At 70.9% G+C, this 20321-nt stretch carries 15 protein-coding genes; 1 reads left to right on the top strand and 14 read right to left on the bottom strand.

Features of this window, described 5'->3' with window-relative positions; translation table 11 throughout:
* Positions 1-214 precede the first annotated feature (214 nt).
* Entirely contained in the window at positions 215-3361 is a 3147-nt protein-coding gene (gene ileS / locus ACFWBN_RS25165) for an isoleucine--tRNA ligase (RefSeq protein ID WP_385179229.1), read from the top strand.
* 414 nt (positions 3362-3775) lie between these two features.
* Here the strand turns inward: ileS and ACFWBN_RS25160 are convergent, their stop codons facing one another.
* From ACFWBN_RS25160 to ACFWBN_RS25095, 14 genes are all read right to left on the bottom strand, one after another.
* Positions 3776-4966, bottom strand: a complete 1191-nt coding sequence (locus tag ACFWBN_RS25160; RefSeq protein WP_385179227.1) for a DivIVA domain-containing protein — start codon at positions 4964-4966, stop codon at positions 3776-3778.
* Positions 4967-5048: 82 nt separating this feature from the next.
* Complete coding sequence (locus ACFWBN_RS25155; protein ID WP_030155988.1) at positions 5049-5345, bottom strand: YggT family protein; 297 nt, start codon at positions 5343-5345, stop codon at positions 5049-5051.
* A gap of 60 nt (positions 5346-5405) precedes the next feature.
* Positions 5406-6017: a cell division protein SepF gene (locus tag ACFWBN_RS25150; protein WP_385179224.1), complete on the bottom strand. Its 612-nt coding sequence runs from the start codon at positions 6015-6017 to the stop codon at positions 5406-5408.
* 149 nt (positions 6018-6166) lie between these two features.
* A complete protein-coding gene (locus ACFWBN_RS25145) occupies positions 6167-6886 on the bottom strand; it encodes a YggS family pyridoxal phosphate-dependent enzyme (RefSeq protein WP_385179222.1) in 720 nt (239 codons plus the stop codon).
* A gap of 3 nt (positions 6887-6889) precedes the next feature.
* A complete protein-coding gene (gene pgeF, locus ACFWBN_RS25140; protein ID WP_385179366.1) occupies positions 6890-7600 on the bottom strand; it encodes a peptidoglycan editing factor PgeF in 711 nt (236 codons plus the stop codon).
* 17 nt (positions 7601-7617) lie between these two features.
* On the bottom strand, positions 7618-8823 hold the full coding sequence (ftsZ, locus tag ACFWBN_RS25135; protein ID WP_385179220.1) for a cell division protein FtsZ: 1206 nt from the start codon (positions 8821-8823) through the stop codon (positions 7618-7620).
* Between the two features lie 286 nt (positions 8824-9109).
* Complete coding sequence (locus ACFWBN_RS25130; protein WP_385179218.1) at positions 9110-9964, bottom strand: cell division protein FtsQ/DivIB; 855 nt, start codon at positions 9962-9964, stop codon at positions 9110-9112.
* Positions 9965-9995: 31 nt separating this feature from the next.
* A complete protein-coding gene (murG, locus tag ACFWBN_RS25125; RefSeq protein ID WP_385179216.1) occupies positions 9996-11090 on the bottom strand; it encodes an undecaprenyldiphospho-muramoylpentapeptide beta-N-acetylglucosaminyltransferase in 1095 nt (364 codons plus the stop codon).
* A 6-nt stretch (positions 11091-11096) separates the two neighbouring features.
* Complete coding sequence (gene ftsW / locus ACFWBN_RS25120) at positions 11097-12458, bottom strand: putative lipid II flippase FtsW (protein WP_385179215.1); 1362 nt, start codon at positions 12456-12458, stop codon at positions 11097-11099.
* A gap of 66 nt (positions 12459-12524) precedes the next feature.
* The gene (gene murD / locus ACFWBN_RS25115) at positions 12525-13952 is read right to left on the bottom strand and encodes a UDP-N-acetylmuramoyl-L-alanine--D-glutamate ligase (protein ID WP_385179213.1); all 1428 of its coding nucleotides are present in this window, start codon (positions 13950-13952) and stop codon (positions 12525-12527) included.
* Positions 13934-15004, bottom strand: coding sequence for a phospho-N-acetylmuramoyl-pentapeptide-transferase (mraY, locus tag ACFWBN_RS25110; RefSeq protein WP_385179211.1), 1071 nt, complete (start codon positions 15002-15004; stop codon positions 13934-13936). Before mraY ends, murD begins: the two co-directional genes overlap by 19 nt.
* The gene (gene murF / locus ACFWBN_RS25105; RefSeq protein ID WP_385179209.1) at positions 15001-16425 is read right to left on the bottom strand and encodes a UDP-N-acetylmuramoyl-tripeptide--D-alanyl-D-alanine ligase; all 1425 of its coding nucleotides are present in this window, start codon (positions 16423-16425) and stop codon (positions 15001-15003) included. Before murF ends, mraY begins: the two co-directional genes overlap by 4 nt.
* Complete coding sequence (locus ACFWBN_RS25100) at positions 16422-18137, bottom strand: UDP-N-acetylmuramoyl-L-alanyl-D-glutamate--2,6-diaminopimelate ligase (RefSeq protein WP_385179208.1); 1716 nt, start codon at positions 18135-18137, stop codon at positions 16422-16424. Before ACFWBN_RS25100 ends, murF begins: the two co-directional genes overlap by 4 nt.
* Positions 18138-18173: 36 nt before the next feature.
* Positions 18174-20198 (bottom strand): peptidoglycan D,D-transpeptidase FtsI family protein, encoded by a 2025-nt coding sequence (locus ACFWBN_RS25095; RefSeq protein WP_385179206.1) that lies wholly within the window; start codon positions 20196-20198, stop codon positions 18174-18176.
* Positions 20199-20321: the final 123 nt, after the last annotated feature.

Here is a 20321-nt window from a genome sequence, read left to right as displayed (position 1 = left end):
CGCGATGTGAAGGATCACCCCGGAGCCGCCGGAAGAAAGCCGCAGGGAGCCCGCAGGGGTGCCCGTACGGCGAGTAGAACCGGCTTCGCACCCCAATGAGGGGGCCGCCGGACCACGTGTCCGGAGGCCAAGGAGGGTGGTACCGCGGGAGCAGCAGTCGGCTCTCGTCCCTCCGGACGGAAGTGACACCCCGCCGGAGGAAGAGTTCAGCCTCATGACCACACCGCCGCAGTACCGCCCGGTCCCCGCCCAGGTCGACCTGCCCGCGCTCGAACACGCCGTGCTCGACTTCTGGCGCGAGAGCAAGACCTTCGCCAAGACCCTGGAGCAGTCCGAGGGCCGCCCCGAGTGGGTCTTCTACGAGGGCCCGCCGACCGCGAACGGCATGCCCGGCGCGCACCACATCGAGGCCCGCGTCTTCAAGGACGTCTTCCCCCGGTTCCGCACCATGCGCGGCTACCACGTGGCCCGCAAGGCCGGCTGGGACTGCCACGGCCTGCCCGTCGAGCTCGCCGTCGAAAAGGAGCTCGGCTTCAACGGCAAGCAGGACATCGAGGCGTACGGCATCGCCGAGTTCAACGCCAAGTGCCGCGAGTCCGTGACCCGCCACACCGACGCGTTCACCGAGCTCACGACCCGGATGGGCTACTGGGTCGACCTGGACGACGCCTACCGGACCATGGACCCCGAGTACGTCGAGTCCGTGTGGTGGTCGCTGAAGGAGATCTTCAACAAGGGCCTGCTCACCCAGGACCACCGCGTCGCCCCCTGGTGCCCGCGCTGCGGCACCGGCCTCTCGGACCACGAGCTGGCGCAGGGCTACGAGACGGTCGTGGACCCCTCGGTCTTCGTCCGCTTCCCGCTGACGAGCGGCCCGCTGGCCGGCCAGGCGGCGCTCCTGGTCTGGACGACGACCCCCTGGACCCTGGTGTCCAACACCGCCGTGGCCGCGCACCCGGACGTCACGTACGTCGTGGCCACCAACGGCGAGGAGAAGCTCGTCGTCGCCCAGCCGCTGCTGGAGAAGGCCCTCGGCGAGGGCTGGGAGGCCACCGGCGAGACCTTCACGGGCAAGGAGATGGAGCGCTGGACGTACGAGCGCCCGTTCTCGCTCGTCGAGTTCCCCGAGCCCGCCCACTACGTCGTGAACGCCGAGTACGTCACGACCGAGGACGGCACCGGTCTGGTCCACCAGTCCCCCGCCTTCGGCGCCGACGACCTCGCGGTCTGCCGCGCCTACGGCCTGCCGGTCGTGAACCCGGTCCGTCCCGACGGCACCTTCGAGGAGGAGGTCCCGCTCGTCGGCGGCGTCTTCTTCAAGAAGGCCGACGAGAAGCTGACCGCCGACCTCGACGCCCGCGGCCTGCTCTTCAAGCACATCGCCTACGAGCACAGCTACCCGCACTGCTGGCGCTGCCACACGGCCCTGCTCTACTACGCGCAGCCGTCCTGGTACATCCGCACCACCGCCGTCAAGGACGCGATGCTGCGGGAGAACGAGAAGACGAACTGGTTCCCGGACTCGGTCAAGCAGGGCCGCTTCGGCGACTGGCTGAACAACAACATCGACTGGGCGCTGTCCCGCAACCGCTACTGGGGCACCCCGCTGCCGATCTGGCGCTGCGAGGAGAACCACCTCACGTGCGTGGGCTCGCGCGCGGAGCTGTCGGAGCTCTCCGGCCAGGACCACTCGGACCTGGACCCGCACCGCCCGTACATCGACGACGTCACCTTCACCTGCACCGCCGAGGGCTGCTCCCTCGAAGCGGTCCGCGTGCCGGAGGTCATCGACGCCTGGTACGACTCGGGCTCGATGCCGTTCGCGCAGTGGGGCTACCCGTACAAGAACAAGGAGATCTTCGAGAAGCGCTACCCGGCGCAGTTCATCTCGGAGGCGATCGACCAGACCCGCGGCTGGTTCTACACGCTGATGGCGGTCGGCACCCTGGTCTTCGACAAGTCCTCCTACGAGAACGTGGTCTGCCTGGGCCACATCCTCGCCGAGGACGGCCGCAAGATGTCCAAGCACCTGGGCAACATCCTCCAGCCGATCCCGCTCATGGACCAGCACGGCGCGGACGCGGTGCGCTGGTTCATGGCGGCCGGCGGCTCCCCGTGGGCGGCGCGGCGCGTCGGCCACGGCACGATCCAGGAGGTGGTCCGCAAGACCCTCCTCACGTACTGGAACACGGTCGCCTTCCAGGCCCTGTACGCCCGTACGTCGAACTGGGCGCCCTCCGCGTCGGACCCGGCACCGGCGGACCGCACGGTCCTCGACCGCTGGCTCCTCTCGGAACTCCACACCCTCACGACCGAGGTCACGGAGGCGATGGAGGCGTACGACACCCAGCGCGCCGGCAAGCTGCTCTCCTCCTTCGTCGACGACCTCTCCAACTGGTACGTCCGCCGCTCGCGGCGCCGTTTCTGGCAGGGCGACAAGGCCGCGCTGCGCACCCTGCACGAGGTCGTCGAGACGGTCACGCGCCTCATGGCCCCGCTCACCCCCTTCATCACGGAGCGGGTCTGGCAGGACATGATCGTCCCGGTCACCCCGGAGGCCCCGGAGTCGGTCCACCTGTCGTCGTGGCCGGTGCCGGACGCGGCGCTGGTGGACCCGACCCTGTCCCAGCAGATGCTGCTGGTCCGCCGGCTGGTCGAGCTGGGCCGGGCCACGCGTGCGGAGTCGGGCGTCAAGACCCGCCAGCCGCTCTCCCGGGCCCTGGTCGGCGCGGTGGGCTTCGACACCCTGTCCCCGGAGCTGCAGTCCCAGATCACGGAGGAGCTGAACGTCTCCTCCCTGGCCTCCCTCTCGGAGGTCGGCGGTTCGCTGGTGGACACCACGGCGAAGGCGAACTTCCGGGCGCTGGGCAAGCGCTTCGGCAAGGGCGTGCAGGACGTGGCGAAGGCCGTCGCGGCGGCCGACGCGGCAGCCCTCTCCCTGGCGCTGCGCGCCGGCGGGGCCTCGGTGGAGGTGAACGGCGAGCAGGTCACCCTCACTCCGGAGGAGGTCATCATCACGGAGACCCCGCGCGAGGGCTGGTCGGTGGCGTCCGACTCCGGCGCGACGGTCGCCCTGGACCTGGAGATCACCCCGGAGCTGCGGCTGGCGGGGCTGGCGCGTGACGCGATCCGCCTGATCCAGGAGGCCCGGAAGAACTCCGGCCTCGACGTGGCCGACCGCATCGCCCTGCGCTGGACCTCGGACTCCGCGGAGGTCGTCACGGCCCTGACGGACCACGCGGCCCTGATCGCGGACGAGGTCCTGTCGACGGACTTCGCCTCCGGCGAGGCCGACGCCACGTACGGCGACCCGTTCACGGACGAATCCCTGTCCCTGACCTTCCGCCTCCGCAAGGCGTAGCCAGGCCCCAGAGGCCCGTACCCCCCTCCCCGGGGGGTGCGGGCCTCTTTGCTGTTCCCCTACCCGCCCTTCCACCGTTCCCGCCTCAAACGCCGGCGGGGCTGGGAGGTGCCCCCGGTGCTCGACCCAAGGTGGCGCGGAGCCCAGCTCCAGACCCATCCGGCCCCGCCGGGGCACATTCCAGCCTCGCCGGCGTTTGAGGCGCCGCCGGAGGCATATCCAGCCCCGCCGGCGTTTGAGGCGCGGGGGCTCGGGGGCAGAGCCCCCGCAACGGCGCCGCACCGGCCCACCGGGCCAGGGGCCAACCCTCGGCAGCCGCGCCGCGCCCGGGTACGGGAACGGGCCGGGCCCGGTGCCCCCGAAGGGGAACCGGGCCCGGCCCGTGAAGCGACTGCCGACCCGCAGGGGCCGCGCTTAGTTGTCGTCCTCGTCGATCAGGAAGCCCCGCATGGGAGACGGCGCCTGCTGCATCGGCTGCGGCGCAGCCGGCCGCACCGGAGCCATCGGCTGCGTCATCGCCGGAGACATCTGCTGCTGACCGCCGTACGACGGGCCTCCGCCCATCGGGGAGGGACCGCCCATGGGCGACGGGCCGCCCATCGAGGGACCGCCCATGGAGTGGCCCATCGCACCGGCCGGAGCCATCGAAGGCGACGGCGACGGCGGCAGCGAGGGGGCACCCGGGTTGCGCGGCGGGGCCAGGGAGTCGTCGGCCTGGGTCTCCAGCTGACGCAGCTGCGACTCCAGGTAGGACTTCAGACGCGTACGGTACTCACGCTCGAAGCCCCGCAGGTCCTCGACCTTGCGCTCCAGCGTGGCGCGGGCGGACTCCAGGGAGCCCATCGCGACGCGGTGCTTCTCCTGCGCGTCCCGCTCCAGCGCGTCGGCCTTGGCGCGGGCGTCCCGCTCCAGGCCCTCGGCGCGCGAACGGGCCTCGCCGACGATCTTGTTGGCCTCGGAGCGGGCCTCCGCGATCGCCTGGTCGGCGGTCTGCTGCGCCAGCGACAGGACGCGGGCGGCGCTGTCGCCACCGGGGCCCTGCTGCGGGAGCTGCTGCGGCTGCTGCATCTGCTGCATGGGCTGACCCATGGGCTGCATCTGCTGCCCCATCTGCTGCATCTGCTGGCCCATGGGCTGCATCTGCTGGCCGAGCGGGTTCTGGCCGCCCATCGACTGCTGCTGACCCATGCCCTGCGGTCCACCCATGGGGTGCTGCTGCATGGGGCCGCCCATCGGGCCCGGGCCCTGCGGCCCGTGTCCGCCGGGGCCGGCGGGCAGCTGCGGCTGGCCGCCCGGGAGCTGCGGCGGGCCCATCTGCGGCTGCTGCTGCTGCGGCGGGCCGGATATGGCCGCGGGCACGGGGGCGCCGGGGCCGCGCTGGTCCTGGGGTTCCGGCTTGCGCATGCCCTGCTGCTGCTGGTTCTGCGCAGCGGCACGCGTGGCGGCAGCCAGCTTGGCGCGCAGGTCCTCGTTCTCGCGCAGCAGGCGCGTCAGCTCGGACTCGACCTCGTCGAGGAAGGCATCGACCTCGTCCTCGTCATAGCCTTCTCGCAGGCGGACGGTCGTGAACTGCTTGTTCCGCACGTCCTCGGGAGTCAGCGGCATGTCTTCTTCACCTCTACGTAGTCGTCGGCAGTCGGCAAGACCGTATCGGGACTGTCCCCGCGCCTGCGGGGAAGCTCATCGTTCACACGCTTCTCGCAGCGGTGCTCACGAAACTGATGAGGATGTAAACGATGATCATCAGAACGAAGAAGGACAGGTCGAGTGCCACGCCCCCGAGACGCAACGGCGGGATGAATCGCCGGAGAAGCTTGAGCGGTGGATCGGTGACAGTGTAGGTGGCCTCCAGAACGACCACCATCGCCTTGCCGGGTGTCCATGAACGTGCGAACTGGAACACGTAGTCCATGACCAGTCGGAAGATCAGCACGATGAGGAAGCACATCAGCGCGATGTAGACCACTTGCAGTGCGACGCCCATCCCGCGCTTCCCTCTCCCCGTTTCTCGCTCTGTTCCCGGTCCCGTATCTGACGGATCGGTCTAGCTTTGGTTGAAGAACCCGCCCTCCGCGATGCGGGCCTTGTCCTCCGCCGTGACATCGACGTTAGCAGGCGACAGCAGGAACACCTTCTGTGTCACGCGTTCAATGCTGCCGTGCAGACCGAAGACGAGACCGGCGGCGAAGTCCACGAGACGCTTCGCGTCCGTGTCGTCCATCTCCGTGAGATTCATGATCACCGGAGTGCCCTCACGGAAGTGTTCCCCGATGGTACGGGCCTCGTTGTAGGTCCGGGGGTGCAGCGTCGTGATGCGGTACGGCTCCCGCTCGGAGACGACCTTGGGCATGATCACGGGGGCGTTCTTCTCCAGGTTCGTGCGATCAGGTGTGATGGATGCCACGGGGGCAATTCGCGCAGGACGTCCGTTTTCCACCGGAATTGGGATGGGTTCGCGCTGCGGCGGGGGCTGTACGGCTCGTACCGGTTCGTCCGATACGGGCGATTGGTGCACGGGCTGCTGTCGGCGGTCCCGGGCCCGATCCGGTTCCGGCTCGGGCTCGAACTCGTCGTCGGGGTCGTACCCCGGGTTGTCGTACCGGTCGTCCTCCACGAGGCCGAGGTAGACCGCCATCTTGCGCATCGCGCCGGCCATTCTCTGAGTCCTCCGCTCTGTGGTGGATCGCCCTGTCGCAGGTGCCGCCGTGTCACGAATGTCACCAACTGCCCGCGATCCACGTGGTCTGCCCGCCCATCAGCGGGAATGACCATATTTTCTGCTGTGGTCCGACTTTCTTCGCGACGTTACCCGAGCCGGGGTCTCGCGCCGAGTACCGCAGTGCCGACGCGTACATGTGTCGCACCGGCCGAAACGGCCTGTTCCAGATCCGAGCTCATCCCGGCCGACACCATCGTGGCAGCCGGATGGTCCGCGCGCAGGCGGGATGACAATTCCACCAGCCGCTCGAAGGCCGCCTGTTCGCGTCCCGCGTAGGGGCCGGACAGCGGAGCCACGGTCATCAGACCGTCGATCCGCAGTCCGGGCGCCCCGGCGACGAGGTCCGCCAACTCCGCGAGCTGCTCGGGTGCGGCGCCGCCCCGGATCCCCCGCCCGCCCGACTCGGCGTCGAGGGCGATCTGCACGAGGCAGCCGAGTTCCCGGCCGGCGTTCGAGGCGGCGGCCGAGAGGGCGGTCACGAGCTTGGAGCGGTCGACCGACTGCACCACATGCGCGTATCCCGCCACGGAACGGACTTTGTTCGTCTGCAACTGGCCGACGAAGTGCCAGCTGAGCGCCAGATCCGCGCAGGCCGCCGCCTTGGGGGCGGCATCCTGGTCGCGATTTTCCGCAACATGACGGACACCCAGCTCCGCCAGCAGTCGTACGTCGCTCGCGGGGTAGGTCTTGGTGACCACGATGAGCGTCACCTCTTCCCGCTTGCGCCCCGCGGCCGCGCAGGCGGACGAGATACGTTCCTCCACCCGCGCCAGGTTCTCCGCGAGTTCCGACTTACGGTCCGTCATTTCCTATTCCAACCAGATATATCCGGCAAGCCGCCCGGTCACCCGGTCGCGGCGGTACGAGAAGTGGTCCCGCGACTCCAGTGTGCAGACCGGGGAACGGCGGACATCCACCACCCCCGCCTCCGCCAGCTGGGCGCGCACTCCCTCGACCACGTCGACGGCGGGGGTCCCCCAGCTCGTCTCGGCCCGCGCGGCCGGAACCACCGCGGACACCGCGTCCCGCATCTCGCCCGGCACCTCGTAGCAGCGCCCGCAGACCGCGGGTCCGGTCCGGGCGACGATCCGCCCGGGCTCGGCCCCGAGGGCGACCATCGCCTCGACCGCCGCGGGGACCACTCCGGCCACCAGCCCCGGCCGCCCGGCGTGGGCGGCGCCGGCGACCCCGGCGACGGGGTCGGCCAGCAGGACCGGCGTGCAGTCGGCGGTGAGCACGGCGAGGGCGAGCCCCCGACGGGCGGTCACCACCGCGTCCACCGAAGGGACGTCCTGGTCCGGACCCCACGGTCCGTCGACCACCGCCACGTCCCGGCCGTGGACCTGGTTCATCCAGACCACCAGGTCCGGGTCGAGCCCCAGCGACTTCGCCGCGAGCGCCCGGTTCGCGCGAACGGCGGCCGGGTCGTCTCCGACCGCGCCGCCGAGGTTGAGCTCTTCGTACGGAACGGCGCTCACTCCGCCCCACCGGTCGGTGAAGGCGAAGTGGGCGCCGCCCACGTGGTGCTGCTCCGGTGTCACTTCAAGAAGTCCGGGACGTCCAGTTCCTCGGCCGGGCTGTCCTGGTACGGCCGGGCCGTCGGGACCTGCGGCGCGGGGGCCTGGGCCTGGGTCGGGGCCGCCTCGACGGGAGCCGGGGGCTCCTCGCGCGGGGTGACCGTACCGAGTCCGCCGAAGGCCGGGCGGACCGGCTCGGGGGCGCGGACCGGCGCCGGGGCCGGCTCCTCGCGCTTCGTGGACGCGGCGCCGATGACGTTGTCCCGGCGGGCCGGGGGCTGTCCGCCGTCGAACCCGGCCGCGATGACGGTGACCCGCACCTCGTCGCCGAGCGCGTCGTCGATGACGGCACCGAAGATGATGTTCGCCTCGGGGTGCGCGGCCTCGCTCACCAGCTGCGCGGCCTCGTTGATCTCGAAGAGACCGAGGTCCGAGCCACCGGAGATGGAGAGCAGCACGCCGCGGGCGCCGTCGATGGACGCCTCAAGCAGCGGCGAGGAGATCGCCATCTCGGCGGCGGCCACCGCGCGGTCGTCGCCGCGGGCCGAGCCGATGCCCATGAGGGCCGAGCCGGCCTCGGACATCACGGACTTGACGTCGGCGAAGTCGAGGTTGATCAGACCCGGGGTGGTGATGAGGTCGGTGATGCCCTGGACGCCGGACAGCAGGACCTGGTCGGCCGACTTGAAGGCGTCGAGCACACTGACCTGGCGGTCCGAGATGGACAGCAGCCGGTCGTTGGGGATGACGATGAGGGTGTCGACCTGCTCGCGGAGCTGGGCGATGCCGTCCTCGGCCTGGTTCGCGCGGCGCCGGCCCTCGAAGGTGAACGGCCGGGTGACCACACCGATCGTCAGGGCGCCCAGCGAGCGCGCGATGTTGGCGACGACGGGTGCGCCGCCCGTTCCGGTGCCGCCGCCCTCACCGGCGGTGACGAAGACCATGTCGGCCCCCTTGAGGACCTCCTCGATCTCCTCGCGGTGGTCCTCTGCCGCCTTGCGGCCGACATCCGGGTTGGCGCCGGCGCCGAGGCCCCGGGTGAGTTCACGGCCGACGTCGAGCTTGACGTCGGCGTCGCTCATCAACAGCGCCTGGGCGTCCGTGTTGATGGCGATGAACTCGACGCCCTTGAGACCGACCTCGATCATTCGGTTGATGGCATTGACACCACCGCCGCCGACACCGATGACCTTGATGACTGCGAGGTAGTTCTGCGGTGCTGCCACGTCGAAGGCCTCTCGCCTCGAGTTACGTGTCGCCGCCTCGCGGGCCTGCGTTGCGACGACTGATGCCGAAATAGGGACGGTCCGAACGCGCCGACCCGAACCCTCACCCTGAAGTTTAGGGTTAGGGGTGTGTCTTGTTGCTGGATCCCATGGACTTCCGAACAGGACACTAAGTCGACAAGTAGCGCGTGTTCAACGAACACGCCGAACCTCCCGTTTTTCTTTTCACCCTATGTGATCACCCGTATCGCTGGCCAACCAGGGTGCGCCGCTGTTCGACCCGACGTCAACTCCCGGACACCGCAGGGGCGGTGGGGACGCTCACGTCGAAGTGTCCGGCCTTGGGCGCGGCTTTCAACAGAGCGGTCAGCGCACGCCCCTTCGCGTCGCTCTGTTCGCCGCTCCCCCACACCACCGTGCGGCCCCGCGTGAGCTCCAGAACGACCGAATCGTACGAACCCACCTTGACCTGCACGGTCTCCTTGGCGATCGGCTCCGGAAGGGAGCCGGCGACGAGAACCGCCTCGTGCAGCAGCCGTTCCTCGTCGAAGCGGCGGGCGCTCGGGGACTGACCTGCGTTCAATTCGAGGACCGGAACGCCGCCCGGTGCTTTCGCGACAGTGTCGAATCGCACACCCGAAGCGTCCACTTCGACGAAGTTGGCGTCCTTTTGGATGAGCAGGACGGGTTTGCGTTCCGTCACTTTCAGCCCGATTCCGTGCGGCCAGGCCCGCACCACATCGACCGAATCGATGCGTGGCAGCCGGCCGCGGACGCGCTCCTCGATCTCGTCGGTGTCGACGCTGACGAGGGGTGCGCCGACGGGGACGGCCGCCGCGGCCAGCACCTGCTCGGGGGTGAGCACCTCGGTGCCGGTCGCCGTGACCTTCTCGACGCGGAGCCAGGAGGAGCCGTAGAGCGCCCAGGTGCCGCCCGCGACGAGGAGCACCGCGGCGGCGAGGGAAGCCAGCACGGGGCCCCGGCGGAGCCTTCCGCCGGGGCCCTGCGGGCCCGATTTCTTCGACGCTTTCGGAGGCTTGGGCGGCTTGGGAGCCTCGGGAGAGCCGGAGCCCTTCCGTCCGGACCGGCCGGACCGATCGGAAAACGGTCCCCCGCGCTGTGCGGTCGTCGCTCCGGCCACTCCTGTGCCTCCTGCGTCAGTGCGTCCCGCCTCAGCGGTTCCTGTGGGCTGCGATCGCCTCGTACACCATGGCGACCAGCAGGTCGTCGGCGTCGCGGCGGCCGAACTCACCGGCCGCACGGGACATCTCGTACAGACGGTGCGGGTCGGACAGCACCGGGAGGACCTGGCTCAGCACCCACTCGGGCGTCAGCTCCGCGTCGTCCACGAGCAGGCCGCCGCCGGCCTTGACCACCGGCTGGGCGTTGAGCCGCTGTTCGCCGTTGCCGATCGGCAGCGGGACGTAGGCGGCGGGGAGCCCGACGGCGGACAGTTCGGCGACGGTCATCGCGCCCGCGCGGCACAGCATCATGTCGGCGGCGGCGTACGCGAGATCCATCCGGTCCACGTACGGTACCGGCACATACGGCGGCATCCCGGGCATGTTGTCGACACGCGGCATTTCGTTCTTCGGCCCGACGGCGTGCAGGATCTGGATCCCGGAGCGCTGGAGGGTCGGAGCGATCGCCTGGATCGTCTCGTTGAGGCGGCGGGCGCCCTGCGAGCCGCCGGAGACCAGCAGCGTCGGCAGGTTGGGGTCCAGGCCGAAGGCGGCGCGCGCCTCCGGGCGGACCGCTGCCCGGTCGAGGGTGGAGATGGAGCGCCGCAGCGGGATGCCCACGTAGCGGGCGCCGCGCAGCTTGCTGTCGGGGGTGGAGACCGCGACGGCGTGCGCGTACCGGGAGCCGATCTTGTTGGCGAGGCCCGGCCGGGCGTTGGCCTCGTGGACGATGATCGGCACCCCGAGCCGCTTGGCGGCGAGGTAGCCGGGCAGGGCCACGTAGCCGCCGAAGCCGACGACGCAGTCCGCCTTGGTGCGGATGAGGATCTCCTCCGCGGCCTTGATGGTGCCGCGCAGCCGCCCGGGAACGGTGATCAGTTCCGGGGTGGGCTTGCGGGGCAGCGGAACGGCGGGGATCAGCCCCAGTTCGTAGCCGCGTTCCGGCACGAGGCGGGTCTCAAGTCCGCGCTCGGTGCCGAGGGCGGTGATGCCCACTGAAGGGTCCTGCCTGCGCAGGGCGTCCGCGAGGGCGAGCGCCGGCTCGATGTGGCCGGCGGTCCCCCCACCGGCGAGTACGACATGCACCGAAATTCACCGCTCTCCGGACGGACGCTTCTTGACGCGCCGTCTCATCGACTTCCATCTCATCCCGGTCCGCCTCCAGCCGTTCTTCGGCTGGCGCATCGCGAGCGCCGCGCGCGCCGCCGGCTCCTCCCGCGCGAACGCGATGAGCAGTCCGACCGCGAACATCGTCGGCAGCAGGGCCGACCCCCCGTAGGAGAACAGCGGGAGCGGGACTCCGGCGATCGGCAGCAGACCGAGCACCGCACCGATGTTGATCACGGCCTGGGCCGTGATCCAGGTGGTCACGCCTCCCGCGGCAAACCGTACGAAGGAGTCCTCCGTGCGTCCGGCCACGCGGATACCCGCATAGCCTAGAGCCGCGAACAGGGCGAGCACCGACAGCGTCCCCGCCAGACCCAGTTCCTCCCCGGTGATGGCGAAGATGAAGTCGGTGTGGGCTTCGGGTAGTTGCCCCCATTTTTCCACACTGGCACCCAAACCGGAACCGAACCATCCGCCCGAGGCGAGGGCGTAGATCCCGTGGACCGCCTGCCAGCAGAGGTCGTTCTTGCCCGGATCGGTCGCGCCGAGGCACTCCAGCCGGTCCATCCGGTGCGGACTGGTCTTGATCAGCAGTGCGACGATCACACCGGCGAACGCCAGCACGCCGACGAACAGCCGCGTCGGGGCGCCCGCCAGCCAGAGCAGGCCGAACAGGACGGCACCGAGGATCATCGCGGTGCCCATGTCCCCGCCCAGCATGATCAGGCCGAGCAGCAGGAAGGCCACCGGGACCAGCGGCACCAGCAGGTGCTTCCACTGGCTGAGCAGCCCTTTGTCGCCCTTGCGCGCCAACAGGTCGGCGCCCCACAGGATCAGTGCCAGCTTGCCGAACTCACTGGGCTGCAACATGAACGGACCGCCAAGGGAAATCCAATTCTGGTTGCCGTTGATCGAGACCCCTATCCCGGGGACCTGGACCAGGACCATCAGGAACAGGGTGCCGGCGAGCACCGGATAGGACAGCGCCCGGTGCAGCTTGACCGGCATCCGGGAGGCGGCCAGCATCAGCACGGTGCCGATCAGGGCCGCGATGAACTGCTTCTTGAAGAAGTAGGCGTCGCCGAGGCCCAGCTGGAGGGCCTTGATCATGGAGGCCGAGTAGACCATCACCAGGCCGAGCACGGTGATGAGCAGCGAGCTGCCGAAAATCAGGTAATACGCCGTGAGCGGGCGGTCCCAGGCCCTGCGCAACTGCCGCTGCGTACGCCGCAGCCGGGCCAGCGGCCCGCGCCCGGCGGGCCGCCTGGCACTCACCGCGGGGCGTTTGCGGCCCTGCGCCTTCACGGCGGACGGCCGCCGCCCCGGCAGCATCTGCTTGGCCGGCATGTGATCTTCCCCTCCACTCGTACGAGGCGAGCAGCCGGCCGGAGAGACCCGTTCCAGGAGCCCTGTCTAGGCGCTCTCGGCTGCCAGTTCGCGTACCGCGTCGGCGAACGCGTCCCCACGCTTGTTGTAGTTCGCGAACATGTCCATCGAGGCACAGGCAGGCGCCAGCAGGACCGTGTCGCCGGGCTCGGCGAGCCGGGCCGCTTCCCGGACCGCTGCGAGCATCGCCCCAGTGTCGGTCCGGTCGAGGTCGACGACCGGGACCTCGGGGGCGTGTCGCGCCAGCGCCTCGGCGATCAGCGCCCGGTCGGCGCCGATCAGCACCACGCCGCGCAGCCGCTTCGCGGACTTCTGCACGAGCTCGTCGAAGGTGGCGCCCTTGGCGAGGCCGCCGGCGATCCAGACGATCGGCTCGAAGGCGGCGAGGGAGGCCTCCGCCGCGTGCGTGTTGGTGGCCTTGGAGTCGTCGATGTACGTGACCCCCGCGACCTCGTCCACGTACGCGACGCGGTGGGCGTCGGGGCGGAAGTTGCGCAGTCCGTCGCGGACGGCGCGCGGCTCCACGCCGAAGGCGCGGGCCAGGGCCGCCGCGGCGAGCGCGTTGGCGATGTTGTGCGGGGCCGGCGGGTTGACGTCCTCGACCTGCGCGAGCTCCTGGGCGTTCTTCTGCCGGTTCTCCACGAAGGCCCGGTCGACGAGGATGCCGTCGACGACGCCGAGCATGGAGGGGCCGGGGGCGCCGAGGGTGAAGCCGATCGCCCGGCAGCCCTCTTCGACGTCGGCGTTCTCGACCAGCTTCTCGGTGGCCGGGTCGGCGACGTTGTAGACGCAGGCCACCTGGTTGCCCTCGTAGATCCGGGCCTTGTCTGCGGCGTACGCCTCCATGGAGCCGTGCCAGTCCAGGTGGTCGGGGGCCAGGTTGAGCACGGCCGCCGAGTGGGCGCGCAGCGAGGGCGCCCAGTGCAGCTGGTAGCTGGAGAGCTCGACGGCGAGCACGTCGTACTGCTGCTCGCCGAGGACCACGTCGATGATGGGCGTGCCGATGTTGCCGACCGCGGCGGTCCGCAGACCCGCGGCCTTCAGGATCGACGCCAGCATCTGGGTGGTGGTGGTCTTGCCGTTCGTCCCCGTGATGGCGAGCCAGGGCGCCGCCTTCTCGCCGCGCAGCTGCCAGGCGATCTCGACGTCCCCGACCACGTCCACGCCCGCCGCGGCGGCGGCCGCGAACAGCGGGCTGTCGGGCTTCCAGCCGGGCGAGGTGACGATCAGGTCGGTGCCCTCGGGGAGGGTTTCCGCGTCCGCCAGGCGCACGGAGATCCCCAGCTCGCCGAGCTCGGCGGCGCGGGCGCGGTGGCCCTCGCTGTCGCCCCCGTCGACGACGGTCACCGATGCGCCGAGGCCGGCCAGGGCGCGGGCGGCACTGATGCCGCTCACGCCGAGGCCGGCGACGGTGATGTTCTTGCCGTGCCAGGAGGTCACTTGTCGGCTGCCCATCCCGCGTAGAAGAGACCGAGACCCACGATCACGCACATGCCCTGGATGATCCAGAAGCGGACCACGACAAGGACCTCGGACCACCCCTTGAGTTCGAAGTGGTGCTGGAGCGGGGCCATCCGGAAGACCCGCTTGCCGGTCAGCTTGAAGGAGCCGACCTGGATGACGACCGACATCGTGATGAGTACGAACAGGCCGCCGAGCAGGGCCATCAGGAACTCCGTGCGGGAGCAGATGGCCAGGCCCGCGAGCGCGCCGCCGAGGGCGAGCGAGCCGGTGTCACCCATGAAGATCTTGGCGGGCGAGGTGTTCCACCACAGGAAGCCGAAGCAGGCTCCCATCAGGGCGGAGGCGACGACCGCGAGGTCCAGCGGGTCGCGCACCTCGAAGCAGGCGTTCGGGTTGGTCAGGGTCTGCGCGTTGATGCAGGACTCCTGGAACTGCCAGACGCCGATGAAGGTGTAGGCGCCGAAGACCATCACGGCGGCGCCGGTGGCGAGGCCGTCCAGACCGTCGGTCAGGTTCACGCCGTTGGACATGGCCAGGATCATGAACAGCGCCCAGACCACGAACAGCACCGGGCCGATCGACCAGCCGAAGTCCGTGACGAACGACAGCTTGGTGGAGGCCGGGGTGAGCCCGCGCGAGTCCTTGAACTGGAGCGCGAGCACCGCGAAGGCGATGCCGACGATCAGCTGGCCGGCCATCTTGGCCTTGGCCCGCAGACCGAGCGAGCGCCGCTTGACGATCTTGATGTAGTCGTCGAGGTAGCCGACCAGGCCCATGCCCGCCATCAGGAAGAGCACGAGCAGGCCCGAGAAGCTCACCGCCTCACCGGTGATGACCTTCGTCAGGGCGTACGCGACGATCGTGGCCAGGATGAAGGAGATACCGCCCATGGTGGGCGTGCCCTTCTTCCCGGCGTGGCCGCGGGGGCCGTCGTCGCGGATGAACTGGCCGTAGCCCTTGCGGGCCAGCAGCTTGATCAGCAGCGGGGTGCCGACAATGGTGAGGAACATGCCGATGACACCGGCGAACAGGATCTGCCTCATCGGTCGGCGACCTCGCCCTCGCGCTCCAGCAACGCAAGCGCGACCCTCTCCAGGCCGATCGACCTGGAAGCCTTCACCAGCACGACGTCACCCGGGCGCAGTTCACTGCGCAACAGGTCGACCGCCGCCTGCGCGTCGGACACGAGCACCGACTCCTCACCCCACGAACCCTCGTTATATGCGCCCAGTTGCAGCCAGGACGCTTCCCTGCCCCCGACTGCGACGAGCCTGCTCACGTTGAGCCGGACGGCAAGCCGCCCCACCGCGTCGTGCTCGGCCAGCGATGCGTCTCCGAGTTCGGCCATGGGACCGAGCACTGCCCACGTGCGTCCCCCGTTCGCCCTGGCGGCGCCGCCCATCGCGGCAAGCGCGCGCAGAGCGGCCCGCATGGACTCGGGGTTCGCGTTGTAGGCGTCGTTGACGATCGTGACGCCGTCCGCCCGCTCGGTGACCTCCATCCGCCACCGGGACAGGGTGCCCGCCCCGGAGAGCGCGGTGGCGATCTCCTCGACGGACATGCCCAGTACATGGGCGACGGCGGCCGCGGCGAGCGCGTTCGACACGTGGTGCTCACCGTACAGCCGCAAGGTCACATCACTGCACCCGGTCGGTGTGTGGAGTGTGAAGGCGGGCTGTCCCCCCGGGGTCATCCGTACCTCGGTGGCCCGGATGTCGGCGTCCTCGGCCTCGCCGAAGAGGACCGTACGGGCCTTCGTGCGGGCGGACATGGCGCGCACCAGCAGATCGTCGGCGTTCAGGACGGCGATCCCGCCCTCGGCCTCGGAGGGCAGGGCCTCGACCAGCTCCCCCTTGGCCTGGGCGATCTGCTCGCGGCCGCCGAACTCGCCGATGTGGGCGGTGCCGACGTTCAGGACGAGCCCGATGCGCGGCGGGGTCAGGCCGGTGAGGTAGGCGATGTGGCCGATCCCGCGGGCCCCCATCTCCAGCACCAGGTGCCGGGTTTCCGCGGTGGCCTTGAGGGCGGTGAGCGGCAGGCCGATCTCGTTGTTGAGGGAGCCGGGCGTCCACACGGTGGGCGCGTGGGCCTGGAGCACCTGCGCGATCAGGTCTTTGGTGGAGGTCTTGCCGGCCGAGCCGGTCAGGGCCACCACGTCGGTGCCGAGCCGCTCGACGACGGCCCGCGCGAGGGCGCCGAGCGCCTTCTCGACATCGGGGACGACGATGGCGGGTACGCCGACCGGCCGGGCCGCGAGCACGGCGGCGGCTCCGGCCTCGATCGCGCGCCCGGCGTAGTCGTGGCCGTCGACGTGCTCGCCGTCGAAGGCGGCGAACAGGCTGCCGGCCTCCACCTGGCGGGAGTCGATGACGACGGGCCCGCTGATCCGCACGGACGGATCCGGTATGTCGTGGGGCCGCCCGCCGGTGATGTCGGCGATCTCGGCGAGGGAAAGGGCGATCACTGGTTCACCTCGGCCTGCTTGAGCGCGTCGTTCTTCAGCACGTCGTTCCTCTGCGCCGCCTCGATGGCGGAGCGGAGCACTTCGCGGTCGTCGAAGGGCCGTACGACACCCGCGGTGTCCTGGCCCTGCTCGTGGCCCTTGCCCGCCACCAGCACGGTGTCGCCGGGCTCGGCGCGCGCGACGGCCGCGGCGATGGCCGCGGCCCGGTCGGCGTCGACGAGGACGGTGCCGCGCTCGGCGGGCGGTACGGACACGGCGCCTTCGAACATCGCGGCGAGGATCGCGAGGGGGTCCTCGGAGCGCGGGTTGTCGGAGGTCAGGACGGCCACGTCGGCGTAGCGGGCGGCGGCGGCGCCCATGGGGCCGCGCTTGGTGGTGTCGCGGTCGCCGCCGCAGCCGAGCACGATGTGCAGCCTGCCGGTGGTGACCTCGCGCAGGGCGCGCAGGACCGATTCGACGGCGTCCGTCTTGTGCGCGTAGTCGACGACGGCCAGGTACGGCTGTCCCGCGTCCACCCGCTCCAGCCGGCCGGGGACCCCGGGGACCGCGGCGACGCCGTCGGCGGCGGTCTGCGGGTCGAGGCCGGCGGCGGCCAGGGTGACGATCGCGGCGACGGTGTTGGCCACGTTGAACGGGCCGGGCAGCGGCGCGGTGGCCCGTACGCGCTGTCCCTCGGGGCCCACCAGGGTCAGGGTGGAGCTCGCCGGTCCGAAGACCACGTCCTCGGCGCGCCAGTCGGCGGCCGGGTCGCCCGCGGCGGAGAAGGTGACCACCGGCACCGTCGCCTCCTTGGCGAGGCGGCGGCCGTACTCGTCGTCGAGGTTGACCACGCCCAGGCGGGCCCGGCGGGGGGTGAAGAGCCCCGCCTTCGCCTGGAAGTAGTCGTCCATGTCGGAGTGGAACTCCATGTGCTCGGGGCTCAGGTTGTTGAAGACCGCGACGTCGAAGACGCAGCCGTCGACGCGGCCGAGCACCAGGGCGTGGCTGGAGACCTCCATGGCGACGGCCTCGACCCCGCGTTCGCGCATGACCGCGAAGAGGGCCTGGAGGTCGGTGGCCTCGGGGGTGGTCCGCTCGGACTTGATGCGCTCGTCGCCGATGCGCATCTCGACGGTGCCGACGAGTCCGGTGGCGCGGCCCGCCGCGCGCAGGCCGCCCTCGACGAGGTACGCCGTGGTGGTCTTGCCGGAGGTGCCGGTGATGCCGATCTGCAGCAGGTCCTCGCCGGGGCGGCCGTAGATCGCGGCGGCGAGCTCGCCCATCCGGCCGCGCGGGTCCTCGACGGTGAGGACGGGCAGGCCGGTCGCGGCGGCGCGCTCCGCCCCCGCGGGGTCGGTCAGCACGGCCGCGGCGCCGAGGCCGGCCGCCTGGGCGGCGAAGTCGGCTCCGTGCGTCCTGGCTCCCGCGAGGGCCGCGTACAGATCGCCGGGGCGGACCGCACGGGAGTCGTGCGTGATGCCGGTGATCTGCGCTGCGCCTGGCGCTCGGACGCCCAGCAGGGTGGCCAGCTCGCCCAGAGGGGTCGGGCGGGCGGACACGGGCCGGGGCGCTCCCGGCGGCGCTGCCGGGGCGTCTTTCTGGGTGGTTCTGGGCTGATCAGCGTGGGGCACGGCGGTGAGCGTACCGGGCGCGGCGGGCCGGTCGCGAAGTGAGGGCCCGGTCTCGGCGGCGGCGGCCGACTGGTTCCCGGGTTTCGGGGTGATCGTTGTCACTGGTGGTGCCTCACGCTTTTCTGGCCGGGCGGTGGGTCACCGACCGGGCTGCGGACTGGGCTGCGGGGCCGGCTGCGGGGCGGGCTGGGGACCGGTTTCGAAGGTGACCGGGAGCCCGGCGGGGGCCGTACCGGTGGGGGCGACCTGGAGGGTCTTCAGGGCGAACTCCATGACCTTCTTGTAGATCGGGCCGCAGATCTGGCCGCCGAAGTAGCTGCCCTTCGTGGGGTTCTGGATCGCGCAGTAGACGGTGATGCGCGGGTTGTCGGCGGGCGCGAAACCGGCGAAGGAGGCGGTGTAGCCCTTGTAGCGGCCGGTGGCCGGATCCACCCGGTTGGAGGTGCCGGTCTTGCCGCCGACCCGGTAGCCGGGGATCTTCGCCTTGGTTCCGGTGCCCTCCTGGTCGTCGACGACGGATTCGAGCATCTCGGCGAGGGTCTTGGCGGTCTCCGGGCTGATCACGCGGGTCTGCTCGGGGGCCTGGGCCGGGGTGAAGCGGCCGTCGGGGCCCTTGGTGCCGCGCACCAGGGTCGGGGTGATCCGCACGCCGCCGTTGGCGATGGTGGAGTACACGGAGGCCGCCTGCATGGCGTTGAGGGACAGGCCCTGGCCGAAAGGAATCGTGTACTGCTGGGAGGTGGACCAGTCCTCGGGCTTGGCGAGGATGCCGCGGGACTCGCCCGGGTAGTTCAGGCCGCTGGGCCGCCCGATGCCGAACTTGTCCAGGTACGAGTACAGGACCTTATTGGCCTCGGGCTGGGTGGGGCCGAGCTGGCCGGTGGCCAGGATGGTGCCGATGTTGGAGGACTTGGCGAGGACCCCGTTGAGGGTCAGGTACCAGGTCGGGTGGTCGATGTCGTCCTTGAAGAGCCGGTCGCCGCGGTGGAGCCGGTTCGGGACCTCGACGTGGGTCTCGGGGGTGGCCTTCTTCTCCTCCAGTACGGCGGCCATCGACATCACCTTGGCGGTGGAGCCGGGCTCGTACACGTCCTGGAGCGCGGCGTTGCCCATGGCGGCGGAGCGGGCGCGGGTCAGGTCGTTGGGGTCGAAGCCGGGGGCGTTGGCCATGGCCAGGACCTCGCCGGTGCGGGTGTCCTGGACGATGACGTAGCCGCGGTCGGCCTCGGACTTCTGGACCTGCTCGGTGATGGCGCTCTGCGCCGCCCACTGGATGTCGCGGTCGATGGTCAGCTCGATGTCCTCGCCGGGCACGGCGGGCTTCTCGCTGGAGCCGGCGGTGGGGACGCGGCGCCCGCCCGACTGGGCGTACGTCACCTCCCCGTCCTTCCCGGACAGCTTCTTGTCGAGGGAGGACTCCAGGCCGCCGCCGCCCTTGCCGTCGGCGTTGACGTAGCCCAGTATCCCAGCGGCGAGGTCGCCGCCCGGGTACACGCGCTTGCTGCTGTCCTCCTTGAACACGCCGGCCAGGACGTTGGCGCCGGGGCCGTTGTTCCTCTTGTCGGCCTCGGCCTTGTCCGCGAAGACCTTCTTGAGGTCCTTGATCTGGTTCCAGACCTGGGGGGTCTGGCGGTAGGCGAGGACGACGTAGCGCGTGTTCTTGGTCTTCAGCCGCCCGGCGAGCTCCTTGGCGTCCCTCCCGAGGATGGGCGCGAGGAGGGCGGCCGCCTGCTCGGGGGCGTCCGGGGCCTTGCTGTCCTGCGGGGTGAACATCTTCGGGTCGGCGGTGATGTCGTACGCGTCGACGCTGGTGGCGAGGGCCACGCCCTTGCGGTCGGTGATCTCCCCGCGCTCGGCGGCCAGCTTGACGCTGGTGTAGCGGTTCTTGGAGGCCTCGGCGGAGAAGGCGGAGGCGTCGACGGCCTGCACCTGGAGCAGGCGGACGACGAAGGCGACCATGACGAGCGTCAGGCCGACGCTGACGAGGCGCAGCCGGGGCTTGGGGCTGCCGAGCCGGATGGTGTGCGGGCGCCTGGTCGCGGCGGGCCGCCGCGTCGCGGGCCGCGAGGCCGGGCGGGCCGTGGCCCGCGCCCTTGCTGCCGGGCCGGGCACCCTTGCTCCCGGGCCGGGCACCCTTCGCCGCGGCGGCTCCTGCGGGCTCATCGGGCCACCGCCTTCCTGGGGCTCCGCCCCAGACCCCGCTCCTCAAACGCCGGAGGGGCTGGAAATCCAGCCTCGCCGGCGTTTGAGGCGCGGGGGTACGGGGGCGGAGCCCCCGCCGGGTCC

It is taken from the genome of Streptomyces sp. NPDC059989, from assembly GCF_042736975.1.
Classification (GTDB): domain Bacteria; phylum Actinomycetota; class Actinomycetes; order Streptomycetales; family Streptomycetaceae; genus Streptomyces.
This window is presented reverse-complemented; position numbering and strand designations above follow the sequence as displayed.

Bases quoted from the DNA above. Each gene is read 5' to 3' on its own strand.
- ileS (WP_385179229.1), top strand. From the start codon at position 215: ATGACCACACCGCCGCAGTACCGCCCGGTCCCCGCCCAGGTCGACCTG.
- ACFWBN_RS25160 (WP_385179227.1), bottom strand. From the start codon at position 4,966: ATGCCGCTGACTCCCGAGGACGTGCGGAACAAGCAGTTCACGACCGTC.
- ACFWBN_RS25155 (WP_030155988.1), bottom strand. From the start codon at position 5,345: ATGGGCGTCGCACTGCAAGTGGTCTACATCGCGCTGATGTGCTTCCTC.
- ACFWBN_RS25150 (WP_385179224.1), bottom strand. From the start codon at position 6,017: ATGGCCGGCGCGATGCGCAAGATGGCGGTCTACCTCGGCCTCGTGGAG.
- ACFWBN_RS25145 (WP_385179222.1), bottom strand. From the start codon at position 6,886: ATGACGGACCGTAAGTCGGAACTCGCGGAGAACCTGGCGCGGGTGGAG.
- ftsW (WP_385179215.1), bottom strand. From the start codon at position 12,458: ATGCCGGCCAAGCAGATGCTGCCGGGGCGGCGGCCGTCCGCCGTGAAG.
- murD (WP_385179213.1), bottom strand. From the start codon at position 13,952: ATGGGCAGCCGACAAGTGACCTCCTGGCACGGCAAGAACATCACCGTC.
- mraY (WP_385179211.1), bottom strand. From the start codon at position 15,004: ATGAGGCAGATCCTGTTCGCCGGTGTCATCGGCATGTTCCTCACCATT.
- ACFWBN_RS25095 (WP_385179206.1), bottom strand. From the start codon at position 20,198: ATGAGCCCGCAGGAGCCGCCGCGGCGAAGGGTGCCCGGCCCGGGAGCA.